Annotated in this window: 21 protein-coding genes; 9 read left to right on the top strand and 12 right to left on the bottom strand. The window is 74.7% G+C overall.

What is annotated here, in order from left to right:
• Window positions 1–37 precede the first annotated feature (37 nt).
• Together V6U89_RS04300 and V6U89_RS04305 are read left to right on the top strand one after the other, a co-directional pair.
• On the top strand, window positions 38–334 hold the full coding sequence (locus tag V6U89_RS04300; RefSeq protein WP_334569277.1) for a DUF1707 SHOCT-like domain-containing protein: 297 nt from the start codon (window positions 38–40) through the stop codon (window positions 332–334).
• Between the two features lie 136 nt (window positions 335–470).
• A complete protein-coding gene (locus V6U89_RS04305) occupies window positions 471–1208 on the top strand; it encodes a DUF4142 domain-containing protein (RefSeq protein WP_334569279.1) in 738 nt (245 codons plus the stop codon).
• A gap of 51 nt (window positions 1209–1259) precedes the next feature.
• On the opposite strand, the gene V6U89_RS04310 is transcribed toward V6U89_RS04305, so the two are convergent.
• The 4 genes from V6U89_RS04310 to tsaB are packed head-to-tail and all read right to left on the bottom strand — an operon-like array spanning window position 1260 to window position 3734.
• Window positions 1260–1514 (bottom strand): hypothetical protein, encoded by a 255-nt coding sequence (locus V6U89_RS04310; RefSeq protein WP_179805953.1) that lies wholly within the window; start codon window positions 1512–1514, stop codon window positions 1260–1262.
• A gap of 23 nt (window positions 1515–1537) precedes the next feature.
• Window positions 1538–2584 (bottom strand): tRNA (adenosine(37)-N6)-threonylcarbamoyltransferase complex transferase subunit TsaD, encoded by a 1047-nt coding sequence (gene tsaD / locus V6U89_RS04315; RefSeq protein WP_238449178.1) that lies wholly within the window; start codon window positions 2582–2584, stop codon window positions 1538–1540.
• Complete coding sequence (rimI, locus tag V6U89_RS04320) at window positions 2584–3060, bottom strand: ribosomal protein S18-alanine N-acetyltransferase (RefSeq protein WP_334569281.1); 477 nt, start codon at window positions 3058–3060, stop codon at window positions 2584–2586. The genes tsaD and rimI overlap by 1 nt, the downstream gene beginning before the upstream one ends.
• The gene (gene tsaB / locus V6U89_RS04325) at window positions 3057–3734 is read right to left on the bottom strand and encodes a tRNA (adenosine(37)-N6)-threonylcarbamoyltransferase complex dimerization subunit type 1 TsaB (RefSeq protein ID WP_334569282.1); all 678 of its coding nucleotides are present in this window, start codon (window positions 3732–3734) and stop codon (window positions 3057–3059) included. The genes rimI and tsaB overlap by 4 nt, the downstream gene beginning before the upstream one ends.
• Window positions 3735–3909: 175 nt before the next feature.
• Here tsaB and V6U89_RS04330 point away from each other — a divergent pair, with 175 nt between their 5' ends.
• The gene (locus tag V6U89_RS04330) at window positions 3910–4611 is read left to right on the top strand and encodes a helix-turn-helix domain-containing protein (RefSeq protein WP_334569283.1); all 702 of its coding nucleotides are present in this window, start codon (window positions 3910–3912) and stop codon (window positions 4609–4611) included.
• Here V6U89_RS04330 and V6U89_RS04335 read toward each other — a convergent pair.
• The 6 genes from V6U89_RS04335 to V6U89_RS04360 form a co-directional block, all read right to left on the bottom strand.
• Window positions 4600–5301: a uracil-DNA glycosylase gene (locus V6U89_RS04335; protein ID WP_334569284.1), complete on the bottom strand. Its 702-nt coding sequence runs from the start codon at window positions 5299–5301 to the stop codon at window positions 4600–4602. The two genes, V6U89_RS04330 and V6U89_RS04335, sit on opposite strands and share 12 nt — an antisense overlap.
• Before the next feature lie 53 nt (window positions 5302–5354).
• Complete coding sequence (gene tsaE, locus V6U89_RS04340) at window positions 5355–5837, bottom strand: tRNA (adenosine(37)-N6)-threonylcarbamoyltransferase complex ATPase subunit type 1 TsaE (RefSeq protein WP_334569285.1); 483 nt, start codon at window positions 5835–5837, stop codon at window positions 5355–5357.
• On the bottom strand, window positions 5834–6925 hold the full coding sequence (locus tag V6U89_RS04345; protein ID WP_334569286.1) for an alpha/beta fold hydrolase: 1092 nt from the start codon (window positions 6923–6925) through the stop codon (window positions 5834–5836). Before V6U89_RS04345 ends, tsaE begins: the two co-directional genes overlap by 4 nt.
• Window positions 6922–8040 carry an alanine racemase gene (alr, locus tag V6U89_RS04350; protein ID WP_334569287.1) on the bottom strand — a complete coding sequence of 373 codons (1119 nt, stop codon included), beginning with the start codon at window positions 8038–8040 and terminating at the stop codon, window positions 6922–6924. Before alr ends, V6U89_RS04345 begins: the two co-directional genes overlap by 4 nt.
• Before the next feature lie 88 nt (window positions 8041–8128).
• Window positions 8129–9601, bottom strand: coding sequence for an NAD(P)H-hydrate dehydratase (locus tag V6U89_RS04355; protein WP_334569288.1), 1473 nt, complete (start codon window positions 9599–9601; stop codon window positions 8129–8131).
• Window positions 9602–9656: 55 nt separating this feature from the next.
• Complete coding sequence (locus tag V6U89_RS04360) at window positions 9657–10025, bottom strand: holo-ACP synthase (RefSeq protein ID WP_088960309.1); 369 nt, start codon at window positions 10023–10025, stop codon at window positions 9657–9659.
• A 167-nt stretch (window positions 10026–10192) separates the two neighbouring features.
• Between V6U89_RS04360 and V6U89_RS04365 the strand changes: the two genes are divergently transcribed.
• Both V6U89_RS04365 and V6U89_RS04370 read left to right on the top strand, forming a co-directional pair.
• Complete coding sequence (locus tag V6U89_RS04365; RefSeq protein ID WP_334569289.1) at window positions 10193–10489, top strand: hypothetical protein; 297 nt, start codon at window positions 10193–10195, stop codon at window positions 10487–10489.
• Window positions 10486–12231: an alpha/beta hydrolase gene (locus V6U89_RS04370; protein ID WP_334569290.1), complete on the top strand. Its 1746-nt coding sequence runs from the start codon at window positions 10486–10488 to the stop codon at window positions 12229–12231. The genes V6U89_RS04365 and V6U89_RS04370 overlap by 4 nt, the downstream gene beginning before the upstream one ends.
• Before the next feature lie 152 nt (window positions 12232–12383).
• On the opposite strand, the gene glmS is transcribed toward V6U89_RS04370, so the two are convergent.
• Window positions 12384–14297, bottom strand: a complete 1914-nt coding sequence (gene glmS / locus V6U89_RS04375) for a glutamine--fructose-6-phosphate transaminase (isomerizing) (RefSeq protein ID WP_334569293.1) — start codon at window positions 14295–14297, stop codon at window positions 12384–12386.
• Between the two features lie 241 nt (window positions 14298–14538).
• On the opposite strand from glmS, the gene V6U89_RS04380 reads away from it, so the two are divergent.
• The 4 genes from V6U89_RS04380 (at window position 14539) to V6U89_RS04395 (ending at window position 19340) form a co-directional block, all read left to right on the top strand.
• Window positions 14539–15600, top strand: coding sequence for an MmpS family transport accessory protein (locus V6U89_RS04380; protein ID WP_334569294.1), 1062 nt, complete (start codon window positions 14539–14541; stop codon window positions 15598–15600).
• Between the two features lie 31 nt (window positions 15601–15631).
• Window positions 15632–16867 carry a pyridoxal phosphate-dependent aminotransferase gene (locus tag V6U89_RS04385; protein ID WP_334569295.1) on the top strand — a complete coding sequence of 412 codons (1236 nt, stop codon included), beginning with the start codon at window positions 15632–15634 and terminating at the stop codon, window positions 16865–16867.
• Complete coding sequence (locus tag V6U89_RS04390) at window positions 16864–17973, top strand: threonine aldolase family protein (protein WP_334569296.1); 1110 nt, start codon at window positions 16864–16866, stop codon at window positions 17971–17973. The genes V6U89_RS04385 and V6U89_RS04390 overlap by 4 nt, the downstream gene beginning before the upstream one ends.
• A 416-nt stretch (window positions 17974–18389) precedes the next feature.
• A complete protein-coding gene (locus tag V6U89_RS04395; RefSeq protein WP_334569298.1) occupies window positions 18390–19340 on the top strand; it encodes an aldo/keto reductase in 951 nt (316 codons plus the stop codon).
• Between the two features lie 122 nt (window positions 19341–19462).
• On the opposite strand, the gene glmM is transcribed toward V6U89_RS04395, so the two are convergent.
• Entirely contained in the window at window positions 19463–20818 is a 1356-nt protein-coding gene (glmM, locus tag V6U89_RS04400) for a phosphoglucosamine mutase (RefSeq protein WP_334569300.1), read from the bottom strand.
• Window positions 20819–20827: the final 9 nt, after the last annotated feature.

Here is a 20827-nt window from a genome sequence, read left to right on the forward strand (position 1 = left end):
CTCCCGCCGACGCCCCGGCCTGCGTACCCTGTCGCACGTGGACGTCCAGCTGCGCGCCTCCGACGACGACCGGCACCGGGTGGTCGCCGAGCTGCAACGGCACACCGGCGCCGGGCGGCTCACCCTGGACGAGTTCTCCGATCGCGTCGCCGCGGTCTGGACGGCGCGCACCCTGGGCGAGCTGGCCGACCTCACCCGCGACCTGCCCACGGCACCCGCGCCGGCCGGGGCGGGCGACGCCACCGGGCACGGCCGGCGGGAACTCCTGGTGCTCTTCGCGGTCGCCGCGGCCACCCTGCTGCTGCTCGGGATCTTCATGGCGCTGTCCCGCTGACCGGCATCCCGGCGCTGACTTGTCGCTCAGCATCGGTGAACTGATCGGGTCGGTGGTCCGTACCAGTGGACGGACGGGCAGCCGGGTGCGCTGCCCGGCGTGACACGTACGGCCCGGACCGAGGAGGCACCGCAGGATGGCACCGCTGGAATCCGCACGTCGTCGGCCAGGGCACCGGACCCACCGGGTGGCGGTGCTGCTCATCGCGCTGGTGGCGGGGCTCGGCGTCCTGCCCGGGGTGGCCGTGGCCGCACCGGGCAACCAGATCAACGCCGCCGACATGACGCTGCTCAACGGGGTACGGCTGGCCGGGCTCTGGGAGATGCCGGCCGGGCAGATGGCCGCCGAGAAGGGGGTGTCCCCCCGGGTGCGGGAGATCGGGGCCGAGATCGCCCGCCAGCACGGGGTGCTCGACCAGTTGGTCGTCAACGCCGCCAACAAGCTGGGCACCACTCTGCCGACGGATCCCACCTCCGAGCAGAAGGGGTGGCTGACCGAGATGCAGGAGGCGAACGGTAACCAGTTCGATCAGATCTTCGTCACCCGGCTCCGGGTGGCGCACGGCAAGATCTTCCCGGTGATCGGCGCGGTCCGGGCCAGCACCCGGGACGCCACCGTCCGCAAGCTCGCCGACGAGGCCAACAAGTTCGTCACCGACCACATGACGATGCTGGAGAGCACCGGGCTGGTCCGCTGGCAGCAGATGCCGCCGGCCGCGCTGCCGCCCGCCCAGAGCGACTCGCTGATCGCCGCCGCCAAGGCCGGCGCCCCCGCCCCGTCGGTCGGGGTCAGCACCACCATCGTCTGGGCCGTCTTCCTGCTCGCCCTCGGCGTCGGCGGGGTCTCCACCTGGCGCATCCTGCGCCGCAGCTGACCGGCGGAACGCGTCGGCGGCCGGGTTCCGTCGGAGCCCGGCCGCCGTTAGTCAGCGGTCGACCTGGGTGAAGTCCCAGGAGTGCGGGGGCCGGGCGACCAGCATGGCCGGCGGCTCGGGCAGTGGCCGGGGGCTGCTCCGCCACTTGGAGACGACCACCACCCGGTGGTCGGTGGAGGAGAAGACCTCGCTGGACAGGTGCAGCGGGTCGTGTTCCAGCTCCGGCAGGGCGGTGTCGCACACCCAGGTGATCAGGTCGGCGAAGCCGTACGGCTCCGCGCGCGCCTCCCACATCCGCACGATCACGTCGGCGCTCCCCTTCCGTGCCGTCATACGCTGACCGTGGTCAGCGGCAGGGCCGAGTCGGCCGGCAGGTCCAACCGGCTCGGCGTCACCCCCGCCGCGACCAGGTGCGAACCGAGCGCCGCGACCATGGCGCCGTTGTCGGTGCAGAGCTTCGGCCGGGGTACGCGGACCCGGATACCGTGCTTCGCCGCACGGTGCTCGGCCATCGCCCGCAGCCGCGAGTTGGCGGCCACTCCCCCGCCGATCACCAGCGTCTCGATCCCGTTGGCCCGGCAGGCGTCGAGCGCCTTGGCGGTCAGCACGTCGCAGACCGCCTCCTGGAAGGAGGCCGCCACGTCGGCCACCGGCACCGGCTCGCCGGCCCGCTGGCGTGCCTCCACCCAACGGGCGACGGCGGTCTTCAGGCCGGAGAACGAGAAGTCGTACCGGTGGGCGGCGAGGTCCTTGGCGGCGGTGAGACCGCGCGGGAATCCGATCGCCGCCGGGTCGCCGGCCCGGGCCTCCCGGTCGATGTACGGGCCGCCGGGGAAGGGCAGTCCGAGCAGGCGGGCGACCTTGTCGAAGGCCTCCCCCGCCGCGTCGTCGATGGTCGCGCCGAGCGGGGTGACCCCGCGGGCGAGGTCGTCGACGAGCAGCAGGGACGAGTGCCCGCCGGAGACCAGCATGGCGACCGCCGGCTCGGGCAGCGGACCGTGCTCCAGGGTGTCCACGGCGACGTGCGCGGCGAGGTGGTTCACCCCGTACACCGGCTTCTCGGCGGCCAGCGCGTAACCCTTGGCGGCGGCCACGCCGACCAGCAGCGCGCCGGCCAGCCCCGGACCGGAGGTCACCGCGATCGCGTCGATGTCGGCGAGCGTCACGCCCGCCTCCGTCAGCGCCCGGTCCATGGTGGGCACGATCGCCTCCAGGTGCGCGCGGCTGGCCACCTCGGGCACCACGCCGCCGAACCGGGCGTGCTGCTCGACGCTGGAGGCGATCGCGTCGGCGAGCAGGGTGTGCCCGCGCACGATGCCGACACCGGTCTCGTCGCAGGAGGTCTCGATCCCCAGGACCAGGGGCTCGTCAGCCATCAGTCGTCCGTCCCGTCCTCGGTCGGGGCCGCGACGCGCCGCATGACCAGCGCGTCGGTGTTGCTCGGTTGGTAGTAGCCACGGCGGACGCCGATCGGCTCGAAGCCGTACGTGGCGTAGAGCTTCTGGGCGGGAGCGTTGTCCGCCGCCACCTCCAGCAGGACGGTGCGGACGTCGCGCCGGGCCGCCTCGGCGAGCAGGTCCTCCAGCAGCAGCCGGCCGACGCCGCGCCGCTGGGCGTCCCGCTGGACGGCGATGTTCTGCACCCAGGCCTCGTCCGGCTGGACGGTCAGCCCCGCGTACCCGAGCACCGTGCCGTCGACGTCGGTGGCGACCCGGTACCAGTGGCCGCTGGCCAGCTCGTTCCAGAACATCGCCGGGGACCACTGCTCGGCGCCGAAGAGGTCCGCCTCGATCGGCAGCACCTCGTCGACGTGCCACCAGCGGAACCGGGTCAGTCGTACCGGCGTGCTCACGGCAGGACCGACTTGCGGGCGGTCGCCGCCACCGCGTCCGGCCGGCGCAGGTAGAGCGGGGTGAGCACCTCCGTCGGCGCCCCGGCCCGGATCCGCTCGGCGGCCAGCGCGGCCAGCGCGGTGGCGTCGGGGTAGCGCGGCTCGATCCGCAGCGGCAGGTCGAGCACGTCGGCGTACCGGTGGGCGCCGTCGCCCACGGCGGCGGTGACGGCCAGGCCGCGGGCCCGTTCGGCGGCGACCGCGGGGGTGTCGACGTTCGGCCCGGCGATCCGCTGGCCGGCGCCGTCGTAGACGGCCCAGTAGATCTCCCGGCGGCGGGCGTCGCTGGCCGCGAGGACCGGTTCGCCGAGCGCCGCCGGGTGGCCGATGGCGTCCAGCGAGCAGACGCCGTACGTGGGAATGCCGAGCACCTGACCCATCGTGGCGGCGGTGACCAGGCCGACCCGCAGCCCGGTGAACGGGCCGGGACCGAGCCCGGCGACGATCGCGCCCAGGTCACGCGGGCGTGCGTCGGCGTCGGCGAGCACCGCGTCCACCTGCGGCGCGAGCAGTTCGCCGTGGGCCCGCACGTCGACCGTGCAGCGGTGCGCCCGCGGCACGACCCCGTCCGCCGAGACCTCCACCAGCGCCGCGGTCACCGCGGGGGTCGAGGAGTCCACCACCAGTACGAGCACGGTATGCCAGCCTAGTCGGCCGGCCGGTCACCCCCGGTCACACCCCGTCGAAGGGGTCCGTCATCACGCTGGGTGACCTCGTGGGGGCACAGGACCGGTGTGAGCGTGATACCTCAGAGTCATCAATATGCCTCTGAGGTATCGCGCTCACCCCGGCATGGCCCACCATTCCGGGATGCCCTCGCGTCTGGTCACCCTCCTCAGCGACGTCGTGCGCCGCGAACGGGAGGCGCACGAGCTGAGCCAGCGGGAGCTGGCCGAACTGGCCTCCGTGAGCCAGGCGACGGTGGCCCGGATCGAACGCGGTGACCGCAGCCCCGGCGTCGACGTGTTGGAGCGCCTGCTCGCCGCCATGGGTGTGCAGCTCACCGTCGCGGTGGAGCCACTCGACGCCCACCTCGACGCGCGGATCGACGAGCTGGCCGCGCGGCCCGTCGCCGAGCGGATCGCGCAGGCCGGCCTCGACCGGGTGCTGGACCGGCTCGGCGACCTCCCGCACGTGCTCACCGGTAGCTGCGCCGCGCTGCTGCAGGGTGCGGCCGTGCCGGTGACCGAGATCGAGATCGCCGTCAGGTGGGCGGACTCCGCCCGGTTCACCCAGTGGCTCGCCGACGGCTACGGGCAGCGCTGGAACGCGCAGTGGCGGGAGTTCGGCTACCTGCGGCTGGAGCCGGAGGAGCCCGGCGAACACCTGTGGCGGACGATCTCCGGCGACGTCCGGGCCACCATGTGCGACGAGTTGCCGGAGGCCATCGAGGTGCGGCACGGGGACCGGAGCTACCCGGTGGTGCCGCTGGTCGCGCTGGAACTCAGCAATCCCCGCACCGCGGAACTGCTGCGCCGCCACCGCCAGCGGACGGCCGGGTCAGCCGGCTGAGCGCTCCCAGTCGACGGTGGGCAGACCGGCGTCGGCGAGCGCCTTGTTCGCGGCGCTGAACGGGCGGCTGCCGAGGAAGCCACGGGGGTTCATCGGGCTGGGGTGCCCGGCCTCCAGCACCACGTGCTGCGGGTTGGTGACCAGGGCGGCCTTCTTGCGCGCGTAGCCGCCCCAGAGCAGGAACACCACCCGCTGCTCCATCGCGTCGAGCGCCCGGATGGTGGCGTCGGTGAACTCCTCCCACCCCTTGTTGCCGTGCGAGCCCGGGGTGGCCTGGCGGACGGTCAGCACCGCGTTGAGCAGCAGCACGCCCTGCGCCGCCCAGCCGTTGAGGTTGCCGCTGCGCGGCTTCGGCACGCCGAGGTCCTCGCCCAGCTCCTTGAAGACGTTGCGCAGGGACGGCGGCACCGTCACCCCGTCGCGGACGCTGAAGCTGAGCCCGTGCGCCTGCCCGGCCCGGTGGTAGGGGTCCTGCCCGAGGATCAGCACCCGGGTCTCCCGCGGCGCGCACAGCCGGAAGGCGGAGAAGAGGTCCTCCACCGGCGGGAAGACGGTCTGGGTGGCGTACTCCCGGGCGACGAACTCGGCCAGCGCGGCGGTGCGGGCCGGGTCCAGGTGCGGGGTGAGCACGGAACGCCACTCCTCCGGCAGCAGCGCCAGCAGGTCGAGGGCGGGGGTGTCGTCGGGCATCGGCAACCTTTCGCAGTCTGTGCCGGCACTCTAGGCAGCGGGTACGACAGCCCTCAGCGCAGGGCTTCCAGGCGCCGCGCCCAGTCGCCCCCCACCGGCTCCAGCTCGACCAGCCGGGTGTCGTCCTCCCGCCGGTCGAGGCGTACCCGCAGGTGGGCGTCGACCAGCTGTTCGACCAGCCCCTCGCCCCACTCGACCACGGTCACCGAGTCGTCCACCGACGCGTCCAGGTCCAGGTCGTCGATCTCGGCCCGCGGGTCGGCCGCGTCGCCCAACCGGTACGCGTCGGCGTGCACCAGGGCCACCGTCCCGCCCCGGGCCGGGTCCGGCCGGTGCACCCGGGCGATCACGAAGGTCGGCGAGGTGATGGCGCCCAGCACCCCCAGCCCGGCGCCGATGCCCTGGGTCAGCGCGGTCTTGCCGGCGCCCAGCGGGCCGGTGAGCAGCAGCAGGTCGCCGGCGTGCAGCACCCCGGCCAGCCGGCGGCCGAACGCGTGGGTGTCCTCGACCGTCGGCAGCGTGACGGTCAGCGTCACAGCCCCTCCAGGAAGTCCCAGAGCGCCTTGTTGACCTCGTCGGCGTGTTCCAGCATCACCACGTGCCCGCTGTCGTTGACCTTGACGTACCGGGCGTGCGGCAGCCGGCGCACGATCTCCTCCGAGTGGGTCACCGGCGTGATCATGTCCTTGTCACCGACCACGACCAGCACCGGCGTGCCGCTGAGCGCGGCCAGCGCCGGGAAGCGCGAGTGCGTGGCGAGGGTACGCAGGTAGCGGGTGACCGTGTCGGCGGAGGTCCGCGAGTTCATCTCCTCCACATAGGAGACCAGGGCCGGGCTGGGCTTACGGGTGCCGAAGCCGTACTTGCGGGTCAGCAGCCAGGCGACGTTGGAGGTGGACTTCCGGGCCCGGTCGATGACCGTGCCGCCGTACCGGGTGGCGTTGCTCATCATGTAGAGCACCGGCGCGCCGACCCGGCCGATCAGCGCCGGGGCCACCAGCTTGGTCTCCGCGAGCAGGCCGCCGGAGGTGGCCATCAGCACCGTGCCGACCACCCGGTCGCCGAACATCTCCGGGTACAGCTCGGCGAAGGCCATGATGGTCATCCCGCCCATCGAGTGGCCGACCAGCACCAGCGGGCCCTCCGGGGCGGTCCGGTCGATCACCCGGCGCAGGGTGCGGCCCAGCGCGGCGAGGTCGTACTCGCCGCTCTCCAGCCGCCCGGAGCGGCCGTGACCGGGCTGGTCGTACGCGACGATCCGGTGCTCGCCCCGCTCGGCGAGCAGCTTGCGCTGGAAGTGGAACGTCCCCATGTCCAGGCAGAAGCCGTGCACCAGCACCACGGTCGGCCGCCCCGGCGCCGGACGGGTCGGCTCGATCACCTCGACGTGGATGTCGGTGCCGTCCGGCAGCTCCAGCCGGAACGCGTCGTCGTACCGCTGCTCGCCGAAGACCTCGTGCGCGTACCGGTCGGTGGGGTCGGCCTTGAGCCGGCGGACCAGGGCACGCTCGCTCACCACGCCCGCGGCGAGCCCCGCGGCGGCGACGCCGACCGCGGCCCCGACCACGCCGGCGACCCTGCCGGCGGCGGTGCGCGGTCGGGGGATCCGGTAGCGCTGGCTCACGGCCGCTCGCCGTCGTAGACCCGGGGCACCCGGCTGCTGCCGAAGCGGGTGACAATCTCGTAGTTGATGGTGCCGACCGCCTCGGCCCAGTCGTCGGCGGTGGGCTCGCCGTCCGCGCCGCTGCCGAAGAGGGTGGCCACCTCCCCGGCCGCCACCGCGTCCTCGCCGCAGTCGAGCACGAACTGGTCCATGCAGACCCGGCCGGAGATGGTGCGCCGCTTCCCGCCGAGCTGCACCGGCCCGACGTTGGAGGCGTGCCGGGGCACCCCGTCGGCGTAGCCGAGCGGCACCACGGCCAGGTTCGCCTCCCGCCCGGTGGTGTAGGTGTGACCGTAGGAGACGCCGGTGCCCTCGGGCACCCGCTTGGTCAGCATCACCCGGGCCCGGCCGGTCATCGCCGGACGCAGCCCGAAGCGCTCCCCCGCCACCGGCGAGAGCCCGTAGACGGCGATCCCCGGGCGGACCAGGTCGAAGTGGGTGTCCGGGCGGGTCAGGGTGGCCGCCGAGTTGGCCAGGTGCCGGTAGCGCGGGCGCAGCCCGGCCCGCTCGACCATGGCCAGCCCCTCGTGGAAGACCGCGAGCTGGCGGTCGGTGGTGGGGTGGCCGGGCGAGTCCGCGTACACGAAGTGGCTCCACACGCCGACCACCTCGACCAGGCCGTCGGCCTGGGCCTTCGCGGCGGCCTCCAGCAGGGTCGGCCAGTCGGCGACGGTGGCCCCGCCCCGGGACAGCCCGGTGTCGATCTTCAGGTGCAGCCGGGCCGGGCGGTCCGCCCGGCGGCTCGCCTCGATCATCTCGTCCAGCTGCGGCAGGCTGGCGGCGCCCAGGTCGACCCCGGCCGCGACGCCCTCGTGCAGCGGCAGCCCGGGAGCGAGCAGCCAGGCCAGCACCGGCGCGGTGATCCCCGCCCGGCGCAGGGTCAGCGCCTCGTCCAGCGTGCAGACCCCGAGCCAGTCCGCCCCGGCGTCGAGCGCGGCACGGGCCGACGGGACCATGCCGTGGCCGTACCCGTCGCCCTTCACCACCGCCATCAGCTCGGCGCTCGTACCCGACCGGAGCCGGGCCACGTTGTCACGGATCGCGTCGAGATCGACGCGTACCTCGGCCTGCCACATACGCCCAGCCTACTTGCGTCGGTGATCACACGACCGGGCTCCCGCCCGGGTCGGCGACCCGCGCCACGCCGGGGAGCGCGACCGGGGCTCAGTCCACCAGCGGGGCCAGCACCGGGCGCAGGGCGGCCGCCACGTCGGACGCGGTCACCGGCCCACCCCGGGCCGCCTCCCGTCCGGCCAGCCCGTGCAGGTACGCGGCCGTCGCCGCCGCCCGTTCCGGGGCCAGCCCGGCGGCGAGCAGCGAGCCGAGCAGCCCGGCCAGCACGTCACCGGTGCCTCCGGTGGCCAGCGCGGAGGTGCCGGTCGGGTTGACGTACGCCCGGCCGTCCGGCGTGCCGATCACCGTGCGGTCCCCCTTGAGCAGGACCGTCGCGTTCATCCAGGCGGCCAGCCGCAGCGCGGCGGAGACCCGGTCGGCACCCGGCTCCTCCCCGCAGAGCCGGGCGAACTCGCGGTCGTGCGGGGTGACCACGGTCGGGGCGTCCCGATTGCGCAGCCGGTCGGCGAGCGAGCCGTCCACCAGCAGGGTGAGCGCGTCCGCGTCGAGCACCACCGGCACCGGCGCGGAGAGCACCGCGCGCAGCTCGGGGGCGGCGTCCTCACCGGTGCCCAGCCCGGAACCGCAGACCCAGGCCTGGACCCGGCCGGCGTCGGCGACCCGCCCGGTGGCGATCACCGACGGGTGCTGGTGCAACACCTCCGCGCGGGCCCCACCGGCGTAGCGGACCATGCCGGTCGGCCCGGCCAGGGCGCCACCCACCGAGAGCACCGCCGCGCCCGGGTACGTCGCCGACCCGGTCGCCACCCCGACCACGCCCCGGCTGTACTTCTCCGAGGCCGGGCCGAGCCGGGGCCACCACTCGACCATGTCCGACCACTCGGTCACCCGCAGCGCCGGTGACCCGCGCAGCCACGGCTCCAGCCCGATGTCGACCAGCTCCACCTGCCCGGCGAGGGCGGCGGCCGGCCCGACCACCAGGGCGGGCTTGAGCGCCCCGAAGGCCACCGTCACGTCGGCCCGCACCGCGCTGTGCCGGCCGGAGGCGGTCAGCGGCACGTGGCCGGTGTCCACCGCCACCCCGCTCGGCACGTCCACCGCGACCACGGTCGCCCGCGCGCCGTCGCGCCCGCAGTACCGGACCAGGCTGGCCGCGAGCTGCTCGGCGGTCTCCCGCAGCCCGCCGGTGCCACCGATCCCGACGATGCCGTCGAGCACCAGGTCGACCATGGCCGGGGGCCGGTCGACCAGCCGCCCGCCGGCGGCGCGCAGCGCCGCCACCCCCTCGGCGTGCGCCCGGCCAGGGGTCAGCAGCAGCGCCGACACGGCGACCCCGCGTCGGGCCAGCAGCGCCCCGGCGTACAGCGCGTCACCGCCGTTGTCGCCGGTGCCGACCAGCAGCAGGACCCGCGCGCCGTACACCCCGCCCCGGTCGGCGAGGAGCAGGGCGCACCGCCGGGCCAGCCCGGCCGCGGCCCGCTTCATCAGCGTCCCGGGCGGGAGGGTGGCCATCAGGCCGGCCTCCGCCGCGCGTACGTCCGCGACCCGCCACACCGGTTTCATGCCACACCGTCCCGTCTGTCACCTCGCGGGCCGGCCCGGGGGCCCGCCCGGCCGATCAGCGTTCCGCGACCACCATGGCCGAGGCGATCCCGCCGTCGTGCGACAGCGAGAGATGCCAGCGGTTGATCCCGCGCTCCACCGCGGCGGCGGCCACGGTGCCGGAGACGGTGAGCCAGGGCCGACCGTCCGGGTCCGGCACGATCTCGCAGTCGTGCCAGCTCAGGCCGGCCGGGGCACCCAGCGCCTTGGCGACCGCCTCCTTGGCGGCGAACCGGGCGGCCATCGACTCCGGGGAGCGGGGATTGCCGGAGCGGGTGTACCGCTCCGCCTCGGTGAAGAGCCGGTCGGCGAGCAGCGGCGTGCGGGCCAGCGCCCGGGCGAACCGGTCCACCAGCACGACGTCGATGCCGACCGCGACGATCACGACGCTCACCCTACCGGCGGGAAGGGCGGCAGATTAGCTGCCTGCTCGGCTGTGGGCAACGCCTGTGGAAAACCCTCGGGTACGACCACCGCCCGCCGTCCACAGGCCCTCCCGGTGACCCGTGCCGCTGCCTAGCGTCGACGTGGTGCTGACTCAAGGGGGCGCGGGTGGACGGCGAGCCGGTGCAGGTGCGGGCCGCGGTGCTGCGTGAGGTGGCGGGCGGGCTCGCCGACGAGGCGTACGCGCTGGCGCACGGACTGGTCGGCGTGCCCGGGCTGGTGGTGGCGGCGGCCGAGTGGCGGGCGGCGGCCGCGCTGACCCGGCTGGAGTCCGCGGTGCACGACTGGCACGGCGCGCTCGCCGCCCGGATGGCGGAGGCCGGCTCCGCGCTGCGCGCCGCCGCCGAAGGGTACGACGCCGCCGACGACCGCGCGGCCGGCCGGCTCGCCGGGCTGCCCCGATGACCGGGTACGCGCAGCTCTGGCGCGCCGCCCCCGGCAAGTGGGGTGCGGCCGGGGCGGCCTGGCGCGGGCTGGCCGACCCGGTGCGGCGCCGCCGCGCGGCGCTGACCGACTGCGCGGCGACCCTGCGCGCGGACTGGTCGGGCGGGGCCGCCGGGGCGGCCGACGGGCGGCTCGACGCGCTCCGGGGCGAGCTGACCGCGCTGCTGCCCGCCCTGATCGAGGCCGACCAGGTGCTGGCCGAGTTCGCCGGCCGGCTCCGGGTGGCGAAGGCCCGGCTGGCGGAGGCGGTGGCGCTCGCCGACCGCACCGGCGTGCTCGTCGACCGCCTCGGCCGGGTCAGCGCGGCTCCGCCCAGCGCGCCGACCTGGGCCGGCCCGGAGGCCGGTGTCCTGCCCGGCGCCGGGCTCCGCTCGGGTGCACCGCCGGGCGGCCGGTCCCTGCCCGGCGGGCGGACCGGGTCGGGCCCGGGCGCGATGCCGGGGCTGGGCGCCGGCGCGGACATCGGAGCGGCGGCCGGGCCGGGCGGGCGGGCCGGGCCGCTGGCGCTGGACCAGGTGGCCGCCGCGCTGCGGGACGCGCTGGCGCTGGCCGACGCGGCGGACCGGGAGGCGGCGGCCCGACTGGACGAGCTCAGCGCGGCGGCCCGCGGCGGCTGGGCCGACCCACCGCCACCGGGCCGGCCGCCGGCCGACGCCGACCCGGCGACCGTCCGGGCCTGGTGGGCGGGGCTCACCCCGGCCCAGCGACGTTGGCTGGTGCGGCACGAGCCGGGCCGGGTCGGGCGGCTCGACGGGGTGCCGGTCGCCGCCCGGGACGTGGCCAACCGGCTGCTGCTCGACGACCGGCGGGAGGCACTGCTCACCGCGCGGCGGGAGTTGCTGGGCCGGCCGGCCCCCGGCCCGGCGGAGTGGGCCGGGCTGCGCCGCCTCGACGCGGGACTGGCCGGCCTCGACGGGCTCGCCGGGCGGCTGACGACGGCGGAGCCACCCCGGTCGTACCTGCTGGGGCTGGATCCGACCGGGGACGGGCGGGCGATCGTGGCCCTCGGCAACCCGGACCGCGCCGACCGGGTGCTGACCTACGTGCCGGGGATGACCACCGACCTCGCCGACGCCCCGGCCGAGCTGGGCCGGGCCGGTCGGGTGCTGTCCCGCTGCGCCGGCCTCGCGCCGGGGCGGGAGACGGCGGCGGTGCTCTGGCTGGACTACGACGCGCCGGACTTCCTGCCGGAGGCGGCCCGGCCCAGCCAGGCCGGGGACGCCGGGCCTGCGCTGCACCGCTTCCAGGAGGGGCTGCGCGCGACCCACGAGGGCGCACCGGCCCGGCAGACGGTGCTGGGGCACAGCTACGGGTCGCTGGTGGTGGGCACCGCCGCGCGGGACCACGGTCTCGACGCGGACGCCCTGGTCTTCGTGGGCTCGCCGGGGGTCGGGGTGGACCGGGCCGAGGCGCTGCGCCTGCCGCCGGAGCGGGTCTGGGCGAGCACCGCGCCGGACGACGTGATCCGGCTGGTGGAGCCGCCCGGGCAGCTCACCGGCCGGGCGGTGCTGGCGGCGTCGCCGCTGGCCACGGCGGTGTCGCTGCTCCGCCCCGACGACCACGAGCTGTGGTTCGGCCACGACCCCAGCGACCCGGGCTTCGGCGGGCGCACCTTCCCCAGCGGCCGGTACGGCCACACCGGTTACTGGGAGGCCGGCAACCCGGCGCTGGACGGGATGGCTCGGATCGTGCTCGGCCGGTGACCGGCTCGACCCGTGCCGTCGGTGGCTGCGCCGGGCCGACGCGGGCGGCCCCGGTCGTCCGGGTCGGCCGGGCCACTGCCGAGCGGGCGGAACGACCGGACCCCGCCGGCCGTGGTCACGGCGGGCGGGGTCCGGTGGACGCTGGCGTCAGGTCACTCCACGGTGACCGACTTGGCCAGGTTGCGCGGCTGGTCCACGTCGTGCCCCCGGGCCGCGGCGATCTCGGCGGCGAGCACCTGCAGCGGCACGGTGGTGACCAGCGGGGCCAGCAGGGTCGGCGTACGCGGGACGTAGATCAGGTGGTCGGCGTAGCGGACGACCGCCTCGTCGCCCTCCTCCGCGATCACGATGGTCCGGGCGCCCCGGGCGCGGACCTCCTGGATGTTGGAGACGACCTTGTCGTGCAGCATGCCCCGGCCGACCGGCGACGGCACCACGCAGATCACCGGGGTGCCCTTGTCGATCAGCGCGATCGGGCCGTGCTTGAGCTCGCCGGCGGCGAAGCCCTCGGCGTGCATGTACGCCAACTCCTTGAGCTTGAGCGCGCCCTCCAGGGCCACCGGGTAGCCGACGTGCCGGCCGATGAAGAGCACGGTCGGCTCGGACTTCAGCTCCCGGGCCAGCTCGCGTACCGGCTCGATCCGGTCCAGCAGCTCGCGCAGCTTGCCCGGCATCTCCTGGAGCTGGGCCACCACCGCGCCCACCTCGTCGGCGAACTTGATCCCGCGCACCTGGGCCAGGTGCAGGCCGATCAGGTAGCAGGCGACGAGCTGGGTGAGGAAGGCCTTGGTGGAGGCGACGGCGATCTCCGGCCCGCCGTGGGTGTAGAGCACGGCGTCCGACTCGCGGGGGATGGTCGAGCCGTTGGTGTTGCAGATGGCCAGCACCCGGGCCTTCTGCTCCTTGGCGTGGCGCAGCGCCATCAGGGTGTCCATCGTCTCGCCGGACTGCGAGATCACCACGATCAGCGTGGACCGGTCGAGGACCGGGTCGCGGTAGCGGAACTCGCTGGCCAGTTCGACCTCGCACGGGATCCGGGTCCAGTGCTCGATGGCGTACTTGGCGACCAGACCGGAGTGGTACGCCGTGCCGCAGGCCACGATGAAGATCTTGTCGACGTCGCGCAGGTCCTGGTCGCTGAGGCGGACCTCGTCGAGGGCGATCTCACCGGTCTCGGTGAGCCGGCCCAGCAGCGTGTCGGCGATCGCCTGCGGCTGCTCCTCGATCTCCTTGAGCATGAACCAGTCGTAGCCGCCCTTCTCCGCGGCCGAGGAGTCCCAGTCGATGTGGAAGTCCTTGCCGGTGGCGGGCTGACCGGCGAAGTCGGTGATCTCGATGCTGTCGCCGGTGATCAGGACGATCTGGTCCTGGCCCAGCTCGACCGCCTCACGGGTGTGCTCGATGAACGCGGCCACGTCGCTGGCCAGGTAGTTCTCCCCGTCGCCGCGCCCCACGACCAGCGGCGAGTTGCGCCGGGCGCCGACCACCGCGCCGGGGATGCCGGCGTCGACGGCCAGCAGGGTGAAGGCGCCCTCCAGCCGCTGGCAGACGACCCGCATGGCCGAGGCCAGCAGCTGCGGGCTGTCGGCCTCGCCGGCCCCGCGCAGGTCGGCCAGCGCCGCCGACAGCAGGTGGGCGGCGCACTCGGTGTCGGTGTCGCTGGTGAACTGGACGCCGTCGGCCTCCAGCTCCGCCCGGAGCTTGGCGAAGTTCTCGATGATGCCGTTGTGGATCACGGCGACCCGGCCGTCGGGGGCCAGGTGCGGGTGGGCGTTGCGGTCGGTCGGACCGCCGTGGGTGGCCCAGCGGGTGTGCCCGATGCCGGTGGTGCCGTCCCCGATGCCGATCGGGCTGGCGGCGCAGTCGTCGGGGTTGTTGGCGGCGCGCTCGGAGAGCACCTTCTCCAGGTTGGCCAGCTTGCCGGCCTTCTTCTCGGTCAGCAGTTCGTCATCGCAGACGATCGCCACGCCGGCCGAGTCGTAGCCGCGGTACTCCAGCCGCCGCAGTCCGTCGAGCACGATGCCGAGCGCCGGGCGCGAGCCGGCGTAACCCACGATTCCACACATGGTCCGCAGCCTAACCCAGTTTCGCTCATCGCGCGTGCGCGGAAGTCGGCTAAACAATCACTGAATTTGAGCGATCGGCCGGTAACGGGCGTCCTGCGGACAACCCTGCCCGCCGTCCGCCCGGGCCACCGGGGCCGACGGGGTTGCGGGCCCGCCCCCGGTACGACAGTCTTCCGGCGGATCCGGCACGTCCTCGGGCGGCCCGTTCGTCCCGTTCCCCTCGCCCGTCTGCGGAGCAGCCATGTCCGACCCGTCCTCGCCCGAGCCCTCGCCGCCCGCACCGCAGGCCTCCGAGCCGTCGCCCGCCGCCCCGGTCGCGCCGTCGGCCCCGACGGCCGGCTCCGCCCCGGCTGACCCGACCGCCCCACCGGCCCCCTCGCCGTCCACCTGGACGCCGCCGGACCCGCTGGCCGCGCCGCAGCCCTGGACTGCGCCGGACCCGTGGGCGGCCCCGTCGACTCCCGCGCCGCCGCCGGCTCTCTCCGCCGACCCGGCCACATCTCCGGGCGCGTCAGGGCTCGACGGCTCCGCCGCCTCGGGCGCGGACGCCCGGCCGCCGGCCCCGCCGGCCGCACCCCGGCCCGCGACGCCCCCCGCCGGGCCGCACGCCGCATCGGCCGGGCCCTTCGCCGCGCCCCCCGGCGGGCCGGGCAGCTTCCCCGGCGGTCCGGCCGGACCGGGTACGCCGCCCGCCGGCTGGCCCCCGGCCGGGTACCCGTCGCCCTACCCGCCGTCCGGCTATCCGCCGCCCTACGCGTACCCCGGGTACCGGCCGGCACCCGACCCGGCCCAGGGACGTCGGGTCGTGGGCATCGTCATCGCCGTCGTCGCGGTGCTCGTCCTCGGCGTGTGCGGGTGCCTGGGCGTGGGCAGCGTGCTGGTCGGGCGGTACACCCCGACCGCCGACGATCCGTACTACGACAACCCGGACCCGTACTACGGCGACGACTACGACGAGGAGAGCGCCGCCCCGACCTGGACGCCGCCGACCCCCAGCGAGCCGGCGACGGCGGCCGCCACGCCGTCGACCGGCCGCGGCCGGTTCGTGGTGTCGTACGAGGTGACCGGCGAGGGGCGCGGCGACGTCCAGTACTACGACGCCAACGGCGAGTTCATCCGGCTCGAAGGCGTGCGGCTGCCCTGGCGGCAGCAGATCCGCACCGACGACCCGGAGCGGGTGCTGGTGATGGCCTGGAACAGCGCCGACGAGGGAAGCGTCGCCTGCTCCGCCCGGGTCGGCGACCGCCGGCCGGTGACCGACGCCGGGGAGCCGGGATACCAGGTCAGGTGCGGGGCCCACTGAGGTCGGTGCCGCGCGCCGTAGGCTGGCCGGCGTGACGACGCCAGATGTCGACCCGCTCGTGGCCCGGATGCGCCCGTTCGGCACCACCATCTTCGCCGAGATGTCCGCGCTGGCCGTCCGCACCGGCGCGGTCAACCTCGGGCAGGGCTTCCCGGACAGCGACGGCCCGCCGGAGATGCTGGCCGCGGCGGCCGAGGCGCTGCGCGGCGGGCAGAACCAGTACCCGCCGGGTCCGGGCATCCCCGCGCTGCGCCGGGCCGTCGCCGACCACCAGCGCCGTTTCCACGGACTGGAGTACGACCCGGACGGCGAGGTCGTGGTCACCGCCGGCGCCACCGAGGCGATCGCCGCCAGCATCCTCGCCCTCTGCGAGCCCGGCGACGAGGTGGTGTGCTTCGAGCCGTACTACGACTCGTACGCGGCCTCCATCGCGCTGGCCGGCGCGGTCCGGCGGCCGGTGACGCTGCGTCCCGGCGCAGCTTACGCCGATGACCGGCTGGTCGGCCGCGCCGGCCGGGACGACGGCCGGTACGCCTTCGACCCGGCGGCGCTGCGCGCCGCGTTCGGCCCGCGGACCCGGCTGGTGCTGCTGAACTCCCCGCACAATCCGACCGGGAAGGTCTTCACTCCCGACGAGCTGGCCCTGGTCGCCGAGCTCTGCCAGGAGCACGACGCGTACGCGGTCACCGACGAGGTGTACGAGCACCTGGTCTTTCCTGACGCCGCCGCACCGCACGTGCCCCTGGCCACCCTGCCCGGGATGCGGGACCGGACGCTGCGCATCTCGTCGGCGGGCAAGACCTTCTCCTGCACGGGTTGGAAGGTCGGCTGGGCGAGCGGCCCGGCTCCCCTGGTCTCGGCGGTGCTGCGGGTCAAGCAGTTCCTGACCTTCGTCAACGCGGCCCCGCTGCAACCGGCGGTCGCCGTGGCGCTGGCCCTGCCGGACGCCTACTTCATCGACTTCCAGGAGGGCATGCGCCGGCGCCGGGACCAGCTCGTCGCCGGGCTGACCGACGCGGGCTTCGACGTGCTGACGCCGGAGGGGACGTACTTCGTCACCGCCGACGTGACCGCGCTGGGCGGTCGGGACGGGGTGGAGTTCTGCCGGTCGCTGCCCGAGCGGTGCGGCGTGGTCGCGGTGCCCACCCAGGTCTTCTACGACGACCCCGAGGCGGGCCGGCGGCTGGTCCGGTTCGCCTTCTGCAAGCGCCCCGACGTGCTCACCGAGGCGGTCACCCGCCTGCGCAGACTGAAGGAGGCCCGATGACCGACGGGTACGCCGAACGGGTCCGCCGGCTCAGCGCGCTGCGCGGCTGCGACACCGTGCTCTCCGGGGCCCGGCCGCCCTCGGTCGTCGAGCAGCTCGACACGATCCGCGCCGCCGCCTCCGACGAGCTGCTGCCGGACTTCTACGGCGAGGGCGGCGCGGTCGAGGCGGTGGAGCACCGGGTGGCCGACCTGCTCGGCACCGAGGCAGCCACCTTCTTCGCCACCGGCACGATGGCCCAGCAGGTCGCCATGCGCTACGGCGCCGAGGTGACCGGGCGCAGCGCGGTCGGCCTGCACCCGCTGAGCCACCCGCTGGTGCACGAACGGGACGCGTACGCGGTGCTCGGCGGGCTGCGGGCGGTGCTCACCACGGCGGCCCCGCGCAACCCGACCGCCGAGGAGGTCGCCGCGCTCGACGAGCCGGTCGGCAGCCTGCTGCTCGAACTACCGCTGCGCGACGCCGGTTTCGTGCTGCCGAGCTGGGACGAGCTGGTGGCCGTGGTCGGGACGGCCCGGGACCGGGGCGCCCGGGTGCACCTCGACGGTGCCCGGCTCTGGGAGTCCACCGTCCACCTCGGTCGGTCCCTGGCCGAGATCGCGGCTCTCGCCGACAGCGTCTACGTCTCGTTCTACAAGTCCCTCGGCGGTCACTCCGGGGCCGTGCTGGCCGGCTCGGCCGACCTGGTCCGCTACGCGCGGGCCTGGCGGCACCGGTACGGCGGCACGGTCTTCCAGCAGTGGCCGGCGGCGCTGGCCGCCCTCGCCGGCCTGGACCGGGAGCTGCCGCGGCTGGCCGGCTACGTCGGGCACGCGAAGGTGGTGGCCGCGGCGCTGGCCGGCCTGCCCGGCGCGCGGGTGTATCCCGCGCCGCCGCACACCCACCAGTTCCGGCTGTGGCTGCCGCATCCGGCCGGCGCGCTGAACGACGCCAACCTCGCCCTCGCCGAGGAGGAGAAGGCGTGGTTCGTCGGCGGCTGGCAGGACGCCGAGGTGCCGGGGCTGGCGATGGCCGAGGTCACCGTGGCCGGGCCGGCGACGGAGCTGGACGCCGATCAGGTGGTCGAGCTGGGCGGGCGGTTCCTCCGCCGGGTCCGCACCGCCTGACGGCCGGCGGCGGGCGTCGTCGGAGATGACGATCTCGTAGGGCGGAGTTGCGCGCTGTGGTCGGCACGGTGAGCGCCAACGGCCGCGCGCAGGCCAGCGCGAGCGGCCCCTGAATCTCGGCTCCGTCCATTTTCCCCCGTTGTTCATTTCCGGTTGGCCCCGCCGAGGTGTGTGGCGCGGTCCACCCCGGCCCACCCGGCGCATCGATCGGCGGACAACCTCGGCCGACCCGACAATCGCACCGCTCACCAGCGCATATCCATTGCGTGTGGAATTCCCCTGCGAGCTACAAATGAGCTACCCCGTCATGAGTGGTTGATGTCAATACCCTGTCACATCTTCACACCTGCATCCAATGACGGCGGGTGATAGCCTGACCCGAGCCCGATTGCAACCAATTCCGCATAGGGGAGAACATGCGCTACACACGGCTCGGCGGCGACGGTCCGCAAATACGAGCCATCGGCCTCGGCTGCATGGGGATGTCCTGGGGATACGACGAGGACGGGCGCGACGACGACCATTCCGTCGCGGTCATCCACCGGGCGATCGAGCTGGGCTGCAATTTTCTCGACACGGCGGACCTGTACGGCCCGTTCACCAACGAACGCCTGGTCGGCCGGGCGCTGCGCGGGCGCCGTGACCAGGTCGTGCTGGCGACCAAGGGCGGCCTGCTGACCGACGACAGCCGGGCGGTGCACCGCAACGGACGCCCCGAGCACCTGCGAGCGGCGTGCGAGGCGAGCCTGCTCAGACTGGGTGTGGACCATGTCGACCTCTACCAGTTGCACCGCGTCGACCCGGCCGTTCCGATCGAGGAGAGCTGGGGGACGCTGTCCGAGCTGGTGACCGAGGGCAAGGCCCGGATGATCGGGTTGTCCGAGGTGGCGGTCGACGAGATACGGCGGGCCGAGGAGATCCACCCGGTCGCCAGCGTCCAGTCCGAGCTGTCCCTGTGGACGCGTGAGCCGCTGGATTCGGTCCTGCCGTACTGCACAGAAAAACAGATTACATTTGTGCCGTTCGCGCCGCTCGGCCGCGGTTTCCTCACCGGTCGTTTCGCCGGCACCGCCGACCTGCCGGTCCGGGACGGCCGACGCAACCTGCCACGTTTCCAACCGGATACAATTTCCGCAAATCAAGAAATCGCCCGGCGAATTGTTCGTATCAGTTCCGAAATGGGTTCGACACCTGCCCAAGTGGCGCTCGCCTGGCTACTGGCGCTCGCCGACAACGTGGTTCCCATTCCGGGCACGAAGACGCTCAGTCATCTGGAAGACAACATGGCCGCGGATTCGATCACCCTGACCGAGGAGGCGCGTTCGGCACTCGACGCCCTCCCCGAGCCCGTGGGCTCCAGGTACTGAGCCGGCACACATTCCGCGACGCAATTCGAGCGACGGTTGCCGCCCACATCTCGGGCGGCAACCGTCGCTCGGTATCGACGGCCGACCGGCTGTGCCGGCCGGCCGGAGACGCGAAGAGACGGTCAGGCGGTCGGGCTGGCGGCGCGTACGTGCTCGGCGATCCGCTCGGCGACCGAACGGGCGGTCGCCTCGGTGGCGGCCTCCACCATCACCCGCACCAGCGGCTCGGTGCCGGACGGGCGCAGCAGCACCCGGCCGGTCTCGCCCAGCTCGGCCTCGGCGCGCTCCACCTCGGCCCGTACCTCGGGGGCGCTGGCGCCGACGGTGCGGTCACCGACCGGCACGTTGATCAGCACCTGCGGCAGCTTCGTCACCACCGAGGCCAGCTCGGCCAGCGACTTGCCGGTGGCGGCGAGCCGCGACATCAGGTGCAGCCCGGTGAGCACGCCGTCGCCCGTGGTGGCGTACGCCGGCATGACGATGTGACCGCTCTGCTCGCCGCCGAGGGCGAGGCCGGAGGCGCGCAGCTCCTCCAGGACGTACCGGTCGCCGACCTTGGTCTCGACCAGCCCGATGCCCGCCGCGGACATCGCCAGGCGCAGGCCGAGGTTGCTCATCACGGTCGCGACCAGGGTGTCCTGGGCGAGCGTGCCGGCCTCCCGCATGGCGAGGGCGAGAATCGCCATCACCTGGTCGCCGTCGACCTCGTCACCGTCGGCGGTCACCGCGACGCACCGGTCGGCGTCGCCGTCGTGCGCGATGCCCAGGTGGGCGCCGTGCTCGACGACGGCGGCGCGCAGCCCGTCGATGTGGTTGGAACCGCAGTCGTCGTTGATGTTGAGCCCGTCCGGCTCGGCGTGGATGGCGATCACCTCGGCGCCCGCCTCCCGGTACGCCACCGGCGCCACCTCGGCGGCGGCGCCGTTGGCGCAGTCGACCACCACCTTGATCCCGTCCAGCCGGTGCGGCACCGTGCCGACCAGGTGCTGCACGTAGTGGTCGGCGCCGTCGAGCAGGTCGTGCACCCGGCCGACGCCGGCGCCGATCGGCCGGTCCCAGGCGGTGGTGGCATTCGCCTCGACGGCCGCCTCGATCCGCATCTCGATCTCGTCCGGCAGCTTGTGCCCGCCGGCGGCGAAGAGCTTGATCCCGTTGTCCGGCATCGGGTTGTGCGAGGCGGAGAGCATCACGCCGAGGTCGGCCTTGGCCTCGGCGGTGAGGAAGGCGACCGCCGGGGTCGGCAGCACGCCGACCCGGACCACGTTGGCCCCGGCGCTGGTGAGCCCGGCGACCACGGCCGCCTCCAGCATCTCGCCGCTGGCCCGGGTGTCCCGGCCGACCACGGCGAGCGGGGGATGCGTCTTGTCCGACTCGGCCAGCGTGTGCGCGGCGGCCACCGCCACCGCCAGCGCCAACTCGGGGGTGAGATCCGCGTTCGCCCGCCCGCGTACGCCGTCCGTGCCGAACAACCGGCCCATACCCGCCAA

This window comes from Micromonospora sp. CPCC 206171 (assembly GCF_036906755.1).
Lineage (GTDB): Bacteria > Actinomycetota > Actinomycetes > Mycobacteriales > Micromonosporaceae > Micromonospora > Micromonospora purpureochromogenes.